Annotated in this window: 10 protein-coding genes; 2 read left to right on the forward strand and 8 right to left on the reverse strand. The window is 41.0% G+C overall.

Annotated features, from left to right (window positions below; translation table 11 throughout):
- Window positions 1-208 precede the first annotated feature (208 nt).
- A complete protein-coding gene (locus tag BUC01_RS14740) occupies window positions 209-1,441 on the reverse strand; it encodes a site-specific integrase (protein WP_025831248.1) in 1,233 nt (410 codons plus the stop codon).
- 195 nt (window positions 1,442-1,636) lie between these two features.
- Here BUC01_RS14740 and galB point away from each other — a divergent pair, with 195 nt between their 5' ends.
- Window positions 1,637-4,258, forward strand: coding sequence for a beta-galactosidase GalB (gene galB, locus BUC01_RS14745; RefSeq protein ID WP_025831249.1), 2,622 nt, complete (start codon window positions 1,637-1,639; stop codon window positions 4,256-4,258).
- Window positions 4,259-4,351: 93 nt separating this feature from the next.
- On the opposite strand, the gene BUC01_RS14750 is transcribed toward galB, so the two are convergent.
- The 6 genes from BUC01_RS14750 to BUC01_RS14770 all read right to left on the reverse strand — a co-directional run bounded on the left by BUC01_RS14750 (window position 4,352) and on the right by BUC01_RS14770 (window position 11,057).
- Window positions 4,352-5,755, reverse strand: coding sequence for a polysaccharide lyase 6 family protein (locus tag BUC01_RS14750; RefSeq protein ID WP_025831250.1), 1,404 nt, complete (start codon window positions 5,753-5,755; stop codon window positions 4,352-4,354).
- Between the two features lie 157 nt (window positions 5,756-5,912).
- On the reverse strand, window positions 5,913-6,914 hold the full coding sequence (locus tag BUC01_RS14755) for a uroporphyrinogen decarboxylase family protein (protein ID WP_073314083.1): 1,002 nt from the start codon (window positions 6,912-6,914) through the stop codon (window positions 5,913-5,915).
- 109 nt (window positions 6,915-7,023) lie between these two features.
- Window positions 7,024-7,935, reverse strand: a complete 912-nt coding sequence (locus BUC01_RS25875) for a hypothetical protein (protein WP_244895748.1) — start codon at window positions 7,933-7,935, stop codon at window positions 7,024-7,026.
- A 14-nt stretch (window positions 7,936-7,949) separates the two neighbouring features.
- The gene (locus BUC01_RS25880) at window positions 7,950-9,077 is read right to left on the reverse strand and encodes an alpha-galactosidase (RefSeq protein WP_244895749.1); all 1,128 of its coding nucleotides are present in this window, start codon (window positions 9,075-9,077) and stop codon (window positions 7,950-7,952) included.
- A gap of 164 nt (window positions 9,078-9,241) precedes the next feature.
- A complete protein-coding gene (locus BUC01_RS14765; RefSeq protein ID WP_025831251.1) occupies window positions 9,242-9,724 on the reverse strand; it encodes a copper resistance protein NlpE N-terminal domain-containing protein in 483 nt (160 codons plus the stop codon).
- Between the two features lie 40 nt (window positions 9,725-9,764).
- Window positions 9,765-11,057 (reverse strand): hemolysin family protein, encoded by a 1,293-nt coding sequence (locus BUC01_RS14770; RefSeq protein ID WP_025831252.1) that lies wholly within the window; start codon window positions 11,055-11,057, stop codon window positions 9,765-9,767.
- 98 nt (window positions 11,058-11,155) lie between these two features.
- Here BUC01_RS14770 and BUC01_RS14775 point away from each other — a divergent pair, with 98 nt between their 5' ends.
- Window positions 11,156-11,974 (forward strand): alpha/beta hydrolase, encoded by an 819-nt coding sequence (locus BUC01_RS14775; RefSeq protein ID WP_025831253.1) that lies wholly within the window; start codon window positions 11,156-11,158, stop codon window positions 11,972-11,974.
- Window positions 11,975-11,984: 10 nt separating this feature from the next.
- Here the strand turns inward: BUC01_RS14775 and BUC01_RS14780 are convergent, their stop codons facing one another.
- On the reverse strand, window positions 11,985-12,872 hold the full coding sequence (locus BUC01_RS14780; protein WP_025831254.1) for a DUF4595 domain-containing protein: 888 nt from the start codon (window positions 12,870-12,872) through the stop codon (window positions 11,985-11,987).
- Window positions 12,873-12,875 lie beyond the last annotated feature (3 nt).

Consider the following 12,875-nt stretch of genomic DNA (forward strand, 5'->3'; position numbering starts at 1 on the left):
TTTTAAATTAGACTTAAATTAACAAGGGATTTCACCTGGAATTCTTTTTGAGTTTTCATGGTTTGATTGTTTTTACATAATATCAATACATCATTTTAAACTCAGTCGATAAAAAAGTAGTTATTACTCTGATTTTGTGAGAGAGAAAAACGTATGATTACTTCTGCCTGCTGTTGTGGAACATGCTATTTACATATATGTCACTATTTTATATATCAAATTTAGTCAGGAGAACAGAATTCTTTTTTCTTTCTTCAACCTCGAAACTCGCGAGATAATTTTCCGTGATTGCTAAGTTGGAATGTCCGAGACTTTCTGATATGTAAGCGATGTTGACGCCGCTACGTTTTAATACAGTGGCGAATGAGTGGCGCGCTGAATAGGTGGTAATTCGTGGAATTCCTGTTTTACATGAAATCCTGTAGAGAATCTGATTACATTCAGTGACCACTTCTCTTACGAGTTTTACTCTTTCGAATGGATTCTCCGCTCCGGTGGCGAAAGGAAAGATATAAGTTTCCGGTAAGATAGGAGGGTTACCCCATTTCTTGATTATTCTTTGCATTTCGGGAGTGATGACTGCATGGATAATTTTACTCCGTTTGGTGTTTCGGGCTGTTTTTGCACGTATGAAACAGACTTCTCCATTGATGATGTTGGAGTATTGCAGATATAATAAATCACGAAAATTGATACCATTGCATAGGTAGGAGAAGAACCAGAGATCACGGTACATTTCGGTTTTTTCTGTTCCATCGGTGTATGTGGCTATTTTCTTTATTTCTCCCAGATTTAATGCCAGTTTACGTCCACATCCGACAGGAATCTCATATTTTCCTTTTCCAAAAGGATATTGACTTTCTTTGATTACGCCGTCTTTGCGGGCTATGTTAAGAATACATTTCAGATTCCTGAAGTAGAATCCCATACTGGAATAACTGATACCTGATGCTGATAAATGACGTTCAAAACGGTTTAACCAGCTGATTGTTATCTCATGGAAAGAAATATGTTTTCCGGCGAATTGTTCAATCTTATTTAATGCACCTTTATAGGACAGATAAGTGTTCGCTTGTCCGTTATCTTTCAATTCTTCCAACTTCTTTAAGAATAGCGTGTTGAGCGACAAATCTGAGTATTTGCCTAAGCGGGCATTTAAGGTATCAAAATGGAATTCACCTTGAAAAGATAGAACTTCGACTTGCAGTTTGATGAGCGAGAAGCTATTTTCGATATTGCGTCGTATCTCAGACAACCTATGGCTTCTGGCGTATGGCAGTTTTTCCCAATCCGTGACAGAAGCCTCTTGCCCGGTAGAATAGTATTTCTGCTTTCTGTTGTAGATAACTTGTACTTTTATCGGGAACAATCCGTTCTTTTTCTGTTTTCTTTTGTCTAATACTGTGAGTACGGAAACTCCATCTTTAGAATACTTGTACATGATTTTTTAAAATTATAAGTTATTAACTGAAAATAGGTATTGCATTAAGTAACATGCAATTTACATGCAAAGTTGAAAAATACAGCTAATAATAAAACTCTTTTGAGACGGGATTGACAGAGATATAGATAATATTGATAATCCTGTGTCTTTTCATTCCTTACTTTTGTAATGCTAATAATTTAACTGAATATTATGAAACACAGATTTTTTATTTCATTGATTTTTGTACTCATTTGGGGACAGAATGGTGTTTGTTCAGAAACATTGGTTGTGCGAGAGCGTATTAATATCAATCGCGATTGGCGTTATCAGGAAAATGATCCGGTAGGGGTGGATTCTGCACTGCATTATTTTCGACTGAAACCTTATCTGTTGCCTTGTGCCAACAATTTTATCATATTTGGAAAAAAGCATCGGCGACCGGAAGGTAATCCGGGAGGAAATATAGCTTATGTGAGCTCTGATTTTGATGATAGTGGATGGCGGCAACTGAATCTTCCGCATGACTGGGCTATTGAAGGACCTTTTAATATTGATTATATGGGTTCAACCGGTAAATTGCCCTATTGGGGAATACGCTGGTATCGTAAAACATTTGAGTTGACAGAGAGTGATGCCGGGAAACAAATCTATCTTGATATTGATGGAGCCATGTCGTATGCCTCTGTATGGTGCAATGGACAATACGTGGGCGGGTGGCCTTATGGTTATGCTTCTTTTCGTCTTGACTTGACGCCATACATCAAGGTGGGACAAAAGAATGTGTTGGCTATCCGGCTGGATAATCCGGATGATGCTTCGCGTTGGTATCCGGGTAGTGGAATTTATCGGAATGTCTGGCTACTAAAAACATCTCCCGTACATGTGGAACAATGGGGAACTTTCGTGCGAAACGTACAACTCAATCAGGAAAAAGCTATTATGGAGATGGGAGTGAATGTTGAAAATCATGCAGGAAAAGACGTTCAGGTAGAAGTACGGACAGGCATTTATCTGCAAGATGAGAATGGACATCCTATGGGTGACAAGGTGGCGCAATATATCACAAAGAGTATAGCAATCAAAAAAGATAGTTGGGCAAGTGCCCGTTTCCAATTTGAGGTGGATGCTCCGAAGTTGTGGAGTATTGATACCCCGAATTGCTATGTGGCAGTCAGCCGGATATTTAAGGACGGACAAGAGGTGGATTGTTATGAAACCCCTTTTGGAATCCGCACCATTGAGTTCACACATGATCAGGGATTTATGTTGAACGGGCGGAAAGTTGCAATCAAAGGAGTGTGCATGCACCATGATTTAGGTGCTTTGGGGGCAGCTTTCAATAAAGTGGCTGCCGAAAGACAGTTGCGTATAATGAAAGAAATGGGCGCAAATGCCATTCGGACTTCTCACAACCCTCCTGCACCGGAGTTAGTGGCTCTTTGTGACCGTATGGGACTGATGATGCAACTGGAGTTGGCGGATACCTGGCAGAAAGGAAAACGTAAGAATGATTACAATCTTCTTTTTGATGATTGGAGTGAAGCGGATATGCGTTCACTGGTACGCCATTATCGTAATCATCCTTCGGTTATAATGTGGAGTATAGGTAATGAGGTACCCGACCAGATGACTGACCAGGGTATTATAATAGCCCGTAATTTGACTGCCTACTGTCACGACGAAGACCCTACACGTCCTACGTCGCTCGGATGTAATAAGCGGGATGCTATTTTCCGGGATATTGTGAATCAGGTAGATATATTTGGTTTGAACTATTTTCATAAAACTTATCCACTTTTCAAAGAGTACAATCCGACTCGCCGTTACCATGCCAGCGAGACTTCTTCTGCGACGAGTTCGCGAGGAGAGTACTTTTTTCCGGTAACGACCCATGTTGATGACAGTCGTTCCGGTTTTCAGCTTTCATCGTATGATATGACAACTATCGGTTGGGGATGTGCTCCTGAAGTTCAATTCAAAATGAATGAGGAATATCCATTTATGAGTGGTGAGTTTGTGTGGACAGGATTCGATTATTTGGGAGAGCCTACTCCATATAACAAAGACCTTACCAATCTGTTGAACTTTAGTGATCCGGCTGAGCTGGAGAAAGCACGGAAAGAGTTGGAAGAGTTAGGTAAGATTAAAACGCCGTCTCGTAGTTCATATTTCGGTATTGTCGATTTATGCGGATTTCCGAAAGACCGTTATTACAACTATAAGAGTTATTGGTGTCCGGATGTGCCGACTGTACATATATTGCCTCATTGGAACTGGGAGGAACGGATTGGAAAAATAACTCCGGTTCACATTTATACTTCGGGGGATGCTGTGGAACTGTTTTTGAACGGTAAACCTTTGGGACGTAGGGAAAAGATCCATTCTTATGATCGTTTGACATGGGATGATGTGCATTATGAACCGGGTGTTTTGAAAGCGGTAGCCTATAAAAACGGGCAGAAGTGGGCGGAAGAGGTCGTGGAAACAACCGGAAAGCCGGCTGCTTTGCAAGTGACACCGGAAAAGACCGTTCTAAAAAATGATGGTACGGATTTATCATTTATTCGTGTGGCTATTGTTGATTCCAAAGGCCGTGCTGTACCTCGTTCTAAGAATCATTTAAAGTTTTCTGTTAGCGGTCCTGCTGAAATAGTTGCTACGGATAATGGAGATGCAACAAGTTTATTGCCTTTCCAATTGTCAGAAAGAGATGCTTATAACGGATTGGCTTTGGTTATTTTGCGTGGCAAATATATGGAACAGGGAAAAGTAATTTTGACTGTAGAGTCTAAAGGGCTTCCAAAACAAAAAGTTATATTAAAGGTAAAATAATATAATGAATATGTGTGCCAAAGTAGTATGCTTTGTTTCTACCCGATGTCTGGAGATGCCAGACATCGGATGAATTACAATACAAGTGATTGATTAACGTTTCATTGATTTTATAAGACTTTCCATCTCTTTTTGCTCAACGTTGTGCCAGGACGTTCCGCAAACAGTGGGAGAGACGGCCTGCCATCGCTGAATTCTTAGTTGCCTGTCATTGAATGTGATTGTCTGAAATCCTTTGATGGCAGGCAATTCATTGTTTTTGAACTGGCAAAGATTGTCGATAAAGGTGATACCAGGGAATATGGCCGGGTTACTGATTTTTATATTAGGAATGGCATTGGAAGAATAAATCCGGTTATGAGCGAAACGTACGTTTCGCGGTTCTTTGTCTCCCCGTCCATCTCCGAAATTCAGTTCAGCGCAATCAATGAAAGTGTTGAAGGCGATATCGATATCTGTTGCACGATGATAAGATTTAAGCTTTTCATCTTCATAGTCTTCCGGAGTGCTGGGGCGTTCATATATACCCATACGAAGAATGAACGCAGCACCGGAACCTTTTCCTGTAACACCTTCTATATAATTGTTGCTGACGGTATGTCCTTGGTTTATAATACGAATGCCTGAGGTTGATGGCAGATTATTTCCAATAATGACATTGGAATCTATTATGTTGTTATGTCCGTGACGGCATACCAATCCTCCACGCGATTCGTAAAACAGGTTGCGACGTACAGTATTGAAACCGGACTTTACGGAAACGATTTCATTCTCTCCATCGCAATGATAAAATATATTTTCCTCGATAATACTGTAAGAAGGCAATTGTGATGACCATGAGTTCCCCACACGTATGATTTCCGCACCATTCCCTCCGAAAGGCTTCCGATAACCGAATACATTGTGATCTATCTGATGATGATTGTGGTCACCACCATCTTCTACAGTAATCTGTATGACCAAGCCGCGGGCGCGCTTGTTGGCAAAATAGCAATGGTCGATGCGATTGTTATTACCATGCAGACCAATCCAGTTTTCCGTTCCACCTCCCGGTTTCTCACCTTTGCCCGGATCATTACAATCATCGATGGCACAGCGGGTAATGCGGCAATGGGTAGCTGGATGTTCTTTGTCCAATTGGAATTCTATCATTTCGAAATCCGCAGCCCATGCTTTATGAAAGTAGAGTCCTTCTAATTGAAGATGGCTGCCGGACAGACGTATTTCAGTAGCTCCGGATATAATGACCTTTCCGGGATTAGCAGCTTTCAGTACAATTGGACAATCGGCAGTACCGTTTCCTGTGAAAATAACTTTTCCAAGATGCGAATAGGTACCATTTTGCAAAAGTAAAGTATCACCGGGCTGTAAGGAACCATCGGACATTGTGACTTTCAATTTCCCGATATCGGCAGACGTGAAAGTGTGTGTAATGGCAAAAATGGGACAAGAAAGCACTGCCGCCATTATGGCGGATGCTAATATTTTCTTATTCATGATATTTATTTATATATATTAGACAATTCATAAGAATAAAAAGCGGGTGTCTCACAACAACCGCTTTTCAATAAACAATCTACCTAAAAATAACCTATGAGATATAATACCTATTGACCAACTAACTATGAATTTAAAAAGCCTATGAATTCAATTTCTATTTATGAGTATGATGTGATGTTTTAATAGCAGTTCTTATGTTATCTATCGGTGTCTTGGGTAAAATAGTACAATCGGCTCCTAAAATGAAGAGCTTTCCTTTTTGTGATTTCTTTAATATCTTTATTTCTTTAGCTATGTCATCAGGGTTTCCTTCTAATATAGCTCCTTTACGATATAATCCTCCCATTACAGGACGTTTGAATAATTGTTCGCATGCTTGCAGACTGAATGGCTTGCCGGCTATTTCACAAGGAGCATTTATGATTTGTCCGGGATATGAGATAAAGCGGGTTAAATCGTCATATTGGCCCTCATAGTCACAAATGTGAAGTATATTGAGCTGTGTATTTGCATTACACTCCTGCATGACTCTTAAATCATAGGGCTTGACAAATGTTTCAAAGAATGCAGGGACCTCATAAAACTTTATTTCTCCTCCCTGAGTAGGTGTATAAAAACCGTCTACACCAATTTTTTTACAGGCTTTTACGTATCCGATAAGTGCTTCTGTAAAATATTCAAGAGCCTTTTTAACTCGTTCAGGTTCTGTCTTGGCATATGCTACTACGGTTTTGGCTCCTACACTTTGTATTAACATTTGAAATGGAGAATAAACGGTAGGCAATATCATTGCATTGGCTCCGGCAATATCGTAAATTCCCTGTACCACTTCCAGTGTGGGAGCGAAGAAGTCCGCTGGAAGAGCTTTTATCTGCTCCCAATCTTCCGGCTTCTCGATCCGGATACGACCGTAGCCTTGTTCGAACTGAATCTTGACGAAATCCATACCTGTAGACAGAAAATAACGTAAGTGTGCATCTATAGCTTTCTCTCCGGTACGGGCATCTTTTCCGAAATGCATGAAAAATGCCGCCGGTACATATGACTCGTCTAGGGTACCTGACAAGAATTGTTGCATCACTTCCCGTTTGTTGGTGGGAATTTGCGCCTGTGCCAGTGAAGCGAGACAAAATAATATGAATATAAGTCTTTTCATAAATTGATGCTTTTCATTTGATTCGATGTTGCAAAAGTACGAGCAATACCAATACAGAGCTTAGAATATTGTTTCAATTATTATATATATTGTTTCAGAAAGTACTTTCTTAGCGTGTAAAATCAAGAATTAATATTTCTTTAGGCGCCAATGTGATGGAAATAGTATCTCCGTAACGATATTTTGTAGCTAACCTTCCCTGAATATTTGTAGTTGGTGAGTTAACTTTTAAATATGTTTTGGATTCAGGCATGCCTACTGTCCTGTTCAATGTAATTCGGTAACTTTGGGGCATATCTGATGGATTATGGAATGATATATATCCTTGCTTATCAGTCCAGGCTGTATAACCGTATACTTCGTTCTGTTGGGGTGAACCTCCATGTATATGTACGTTGTGGAAAGTAGAAAACATTTTCCGGCTCCATTTCAAACCATCAGCAAGGATGTCCCAATCACTGGAAGAAAGGTTGTCGGTTTTGATATATAGTTCGATAAAGCCTGTACCACGGCTCAGATTCATATATAGATAGTTCCTGAATGTTTCGGGAGTTTCATCCGATGATATCTTTTTGGGTTCATGGTTGAAGATGGCACTTATCGGGAACTTTGTGTTCTCTTCTTTCCATATCTGATGATAAATTTGATCGCGGTATACTAATTCTCCATTCCGGTCATTTCCTTTGGCGGCATCTCCCGCATTAATCAGCCATACAATATCAATATATTGTAACCACCAGGGACTCAGATAAGCACCATTCGTGATGGCGATGAATATATCCGGATTTACTGCCCCCAGTTTATTGAAGATTTGCATGAGTCGTTCCGTTCCAGCTGAAAGATAATAACCTTTTTGTTCATCGTAGCTGCTGTCATTCAGTCTTTCATCATTTGATGATGGAAAAGGATTGTTGGTGATATCGAAATCACGGAGATTGAGATGCCCGAAAAGACCGTCAAATTTGAAATAGGATATTCCCATGCGTGCTAATTCCAGTACTCGGTTTTCTAATTTTTGCATGTAGGTTTTACCAGTCATAGACATGCCGAAGATAGTGCCTCAAAGCCGTATTCTCGCATTTTGGACACCATTGGTTGCCCTCCGAAGAGACAGCCGGGACTGAGCCAGAGTCCTAATTGTGAGTGTACATTTTGTACGGAGCGGAAGCAGTCTGCAAAATCAGGCTGGAACTTGGAGTTGATCGTCCATACTTTGTCTGACCAGTCGGTTTCTTTGCTGGTATCCTGCCAGCCATCGTCAATAATATAGGCATTCAGTGGTTGGCAACCTCTTTGTGTTACTAATTCATTGTTGATTTTCTCCACAGCGTGGATGAATTTCTCTTTTGATACGTTTCTGGAATAATCAAACCAACTGTTATATTGGATTTGCAGGCGCAACGGGCGTTTCCTTATCTTATTGATATAGTTATAGAAAGCATCGTCTATAAATTGCGGATCGGCACTTACACCTATTATGCTGTTGTATGATATATAAGGTGTGCCTTGGCTTAGTGTTTGTCCCCACAAATATCCGCAGTTTATCTGGTGGTTATTGACTTCGTTGGTGGCAGCCGGAAATTCTATTCCCCAAAAGGTTCCTGTTTGAGTAGTATAAAGCGGTTGTCCCAGCCCTGGCTTCCATTGCGCATTGCCTCTGGCTGTGATTTTCTTGAGTGTGTAGTTTTGGTAGGCATCTTCAAAAGCAATGGCTTCTACATCTATTCTTTTCAAGCAAATATCCCTACAGGAAGTCAGTTCCAAATGTTTCCGACAGTAGCTTTCATCTTCTGCCAACTCATAACAAACGGTCAGAGATAAATCATTCTCTTTTCCTTGTAGCCGGAACAGATATCCTTTACTTTCCGGACGCTGAGGATTCACATAAGGAGAAGCGGAAATAACAGTGAAGTCTTTGGCTGATAAAATATGGTCTGTATTATTCATTTGGGCAGGTATGGAGAAACGAAGGGAGAACTCATCACAGCTTGTCGGTCTTAATACGGTCTTAGCTTGTTTGTTGATAATTGACAGCGTGGATAACCGCCCTTCTGTTACTTGCAGAATACGTGCCAGATGTTTGTTTTCTACTTTGTATGTTTGAGCCGTAATCTTCGGGATAGTAATCAATAGGATAATGAGTGTGATAATGTTTTTTTTCATATTATAAATATTTGAATGATTGACATTGCAAATATATGTTGTCAATAGGAGAGAGGCTTACAATATCTTCTCATAATCTGTTTGTGTTGTCTCATTATCAGAGAATATATAAAAAGGAGGGCCAAATATACTTTGGCTCCTCCTTACATGAAATGTTTTGCTGATTATTTTTTCACTTGAATAATATCGTAGTTCAGGTCGCTGACAGCCTCTTGCAAACTATCGTTAACCAGACGTAAAGTGGTATCGTTCACTACTACAAAGTAGACAGGAGCGTCACCGTCATTCGGCGTCAGTTTGTAAGCCGTCTTTTGTTTGTTGTCCACGGTCTTTTTGATGACTTGTTTCTTACCTTTGGTTGTGAAACTCTTGTTCTGTCCCTGACCTTCTGCATCCAGGTAAGTCATTACCAGAGTATAGCCGCTTTCTCCGTCAGGACCTACACTGTCCACGCTCAATACGTATTGGATACCCGGACCATCGGCGGCAGGGAGGAGACCTTCGTAAACGGCGACAGCGGAAGAGTCATTTCCGGCAACTGCCATCACACCTTCGCCTTCATCTACAGCAGCATTATTCTGAGTTCCTTTTGATTGGCAGGATACCAACGCAGCAGCGATAGCTGCAATCATCATTACTTTTTTCATTGCTTTAATGGTTTAAGTTAATATATAAAATGCAATTTAGCTATTTTTTCTCTTCTCTTTTGATGACAAGTAGTTTGTCTACTCGTCCACGGTCCATGTCCACCACCTCGAAATCCAGGTTCTTGTAGCTGAACAAGTCTCCGGCTTTCGGCACCCGTCCGATGAGGAACATGGCGAGCCCGCTTAGTGTGGTAAAATCTTCCTCTTTCAGGTCATCGTAACTCAAGATACCCATCTCTTCCATAAAATCATCCATATTCATGGAGGCTTCAACGAGCATCGAGCCATCCTGCCGGGTGACGATGTCTTCTTCTTCCGTTTCGTTCTCTTCAAGGATGTCGCCGAAGATGCTTTCCGTCAAATCGTGCAGGGTGATGATACCTGCGGTGTTACCGTACTCGTCTACAACAACTCCGAACTTATTTTTGTTCTTCTTGAATACCTCTAAAACTTTCTTTGCATATAAACTTTCCGGAACAAACAGGGGAGGGCGGGCTATACTGCGTAAATCGAACGGATCTTCGCTGCCCAACATCAGGATTATATCTTTGACGGACACCACACCAATAATATCGTCTTTTCCTTTCTCTACTAACAGATATTTGCTGAAATGTTGTTCGCGGATGATTTGCAGTACTTCTTCATGGGTATATGTAGGATGCAGTACAACGATGTCGCGGCGGTAAGTCATCAGTTCATTGGCGCGTTTGTCTGAAAAGCGGAATACATCTCGCAGCATTTCGGTCTCTTCCTTATCTATGACACCTTGTTCCGAACTTTGATGCAGAATCATTTTCAATTCATCTTGCGTCATGGTACGTTCTTCTCCATTGTTCAATCCAATTAGTTTATTCATGATTTTGGTGGAGAAACTGAGCAGGCAAACGAAGGGATATGAGACTTTAGTCAACAGAATCATGACGGGACTGAGCAGAGTCGCATAACGTTCCGGATTACTCAAGGCTATGGATTTGGGCACCAACTCACCTATGATAAGCGAAAGGTAAGTGATGATTGCCACGGTCGTAATCATGGCAAGGTCTTTGGCGTAAGGGGCTAATCCTGAGATGGAAGCAAACAACGGCGCTACATTATCGGCAATGGCAACACCACCGAAAGCTCCGGATACGATACCGATGAGGGTAATTCCGATTTGAATAGTAGAAAGAAACTTTTCGGGTTCTTCCAGCTGTTTCAGCACGCCTTTGGCTCTTTTGCTTCCTTTGCCGGCAAGGGTTTCGAGCCGCGCTTTGCTGGATGATACCAATGCTATTTCATACATGGCAAAGACACCGTTCAACACTAATAAAAGTAGGATAATAATAAATTCCATATAGGTTTTGAATAGTTTATGCTGCAAACATACTAATTTTTTGAATTTTATTACTAATATTGCCGCCTATTTATATGGATTATTAATGAATGAAAAACATGAGAAGTAAACAAATTCTGTTTAGCGTTTTGGTGTTGTTTGCCGCTGTTGCGGCGCAAGCGGCACGGGTAGATACTATTATGGTAAAGAGTCCTTCGATGAAGAAAGAAGTGCAGGTGGTATATGTACTTCCGGACAAGGCATTGGGGAAGAAAGCAGAGGCTTGTCCGACGGTTTATTTGTTGCATGGTTATGGTGGTAATGCGCGTACCTGGGTGGGGCTTAAACCGGAATTGACCCAAATTGCTGATGAGAAAGGAATCATCTTCGTATGTCCCGATGGTAAAAACAGTTGGTACTGGGATAGCCCTAAGAATCCGGCTTACCGTTACGAGACTTTTGTAGCCTCGGAACTGGTGAAGTATACGGATGATCACTATGCTACTATTCCCGCAAAGAAAGCGCGTGCCATTACCGGTTTGAGTATGGGCGGACATGGAGCGTTGTGGTTGGCAATCCGTCATAACGATACGTTTGGTGCGGCAGGAAGCACCAGTGGTGGAGTTGATATCCGTCCGTTTCCAAAGAACTGGGAGATGAATCTGCAACTCGGTGAATATGAAGCGGACAAGGCTTTATGGAATCAGCACACGGTTATCACTCAGATTGATAAAATAAAAGAGGGTGATCTTGCATTGATTATCGATTGCGGTGAGCAAGACTTCTTCCTGAATGTGAACAAAGCCTTGCACGAGAGCTTGTTGGAGAAGAATATCAGTCATGATTTCATAACCCGTCCCGGTTCTCATAACGGGAAATACTGGAGTAATTCCATTGATTACCAAATTCTTTTCTTCGATAAGTTCTTCAAGAGATAATATCCTTAATTTATTCGATTGTATAGTTTACGGTACGGACATAGTTCGTACCGTAACTGTTTGTCACATTCCGACAAGAAGTTACAATGCCTTTTGCATTGAGAGTATAACTGTAAGTTACGGTTTCATTGCTTTCACTATTCTCGTCCGGTTGGAAGCGAGTGACCAAAACATTATACGGATCTCCTAAAAGTTTTCCGTAAAGGGCGGCTGTATGAAATGAGAGAGGGTATAATTCAGCAAGGAACAGGAAGGGGAGCTCTGAAGTGTTGGCTATTTCCTCATTGGCCGGGGTTGTAGCTGTATATGATTGTTCATAATTATCCGTCTGTTCGGTGATATGTAATTCTCTCTTGTCGCTATAGTCAATATGAATAGCGGAATAAGTCTGATTTCCATCTAATGATTCTGTAACATCCTTAAGAAAATGCTTTCCTTCCGGGTTGACAAGATAGGAGAAAGTATAAAAGCGGGTATTAATGCCTTCTTGTCGTATACAACTTATGGCGTAACCTTTATCATTCAGAGTATAAGTGGATATATAGCCGTAGTCATCGGTTACTATAGCCTTATGATTTTCATAAGTTATCTGCATGCCACTTTTGATTTCTACTGATTCTCCTGCCACAAAGTTCTGCTTTAATGTGAGGTTCGCCAGCCGACCGGTTTCATAGATGTAAGTTTGAGTCGTAGTGACAGGCTGGGCATCTCCTGTCTTTACTTCTGATAACTCGATTTTCGAGAAATGGGTCACGGGATATTCATTGGCATTTGGAATTCCGTTTTCGTTCTTGCAAACGAAGATATTATCAGTTTCTAGATTTACTGAATTATCATCATCATTACAACTTGTCAATGCCCCAACGAGAAGTAAGCCTACGAGGATTTTTTTTGTCATTTC

This window comes from Bacteroides stercorirosoris (genome assembly GCF_900142015.1).
In the GTDB taxonomy this organism is placed as follows: Bacteria; Bacteroidota; Bacteroidia; order Bacteroidales; family Bacteroidaceae; genus Bacteroides; species Bacteroides stercorirosoris.

Excerpts from the sequence above, each read along its gene's own strand:
- BUC01_RS14750 (WP_025831250.1), bottom strand. The coding sequence starts at position 5,755 with ATGAATAAGAAAATATTAGCATCCGCCATAATGGCGGCAGTGCTTTCT.
- BUC01_RS25880 (WP_244895749.1), bottom strand. The coding sequence starts at position 9,077 with ATGAAAAAAAACATTATCACACTCATTATCCTATTGATTACTATCCCG.
- BUC01_RS14755 (WP_073314083.1), bottom strand. The coding sequence starts at position 6,914 with ATGAAAAGACTTATATTCATATTATTTTGTCTCGCTTCACTGGCACAG.
- BUC01_RS14775 (WP_025831253.1), top strand. The coding sequence starts at position 11,156 with ATGAGAAGTAAACAAATTCTGTTTAGCGTTTTGGTGTTGTTTGCCGCT.
- galB (WP_025831249.1), top strand. The coding sequence starts at position 1,637 with ATGAAACACAGATTTTTTATTTCATTGATTTTTGTACTCATTTGGGGA.
- BUC01_RS14780 (WP_025831254.1), bottom strand. The coding sequence starts at position 12,872 with ATGACAAAAAAAATCCTCGTAGGCTTACTTCTCGTTGGGGCATTGACA.
- BUC01_RS14770 (WP_025831252.1), bottom strand. The coding sequence starts at position 11,057 with ATGGAATTTATTATTATCCTACTTTTATTAGTGTTGAACGGTGTCTTT.
- BUC01_RS14765 (WP_025831251.1), bottom strand. The coding sequence starts at position 9,724 with ATGAAAAAAGTAATGATGATTGCAGCTATCGCTGCTGCGTTGGTATCC.
- BUC01_RS14740 (WP_025831248.1), bottom strand. The coding sequence starts at position 1,441 with ATGTACAAGTATTCTAAAGATGGAGTTTCCGTACTCACAGTATTAGAC.
- BUC01_RS25875 (WP_244895748.1), bottom strand. The coding sequence starts at position 7,935 with ATGCAAAAATTAGAAAACCGAGTACTGGAATTAGCACGCATGGGAATA.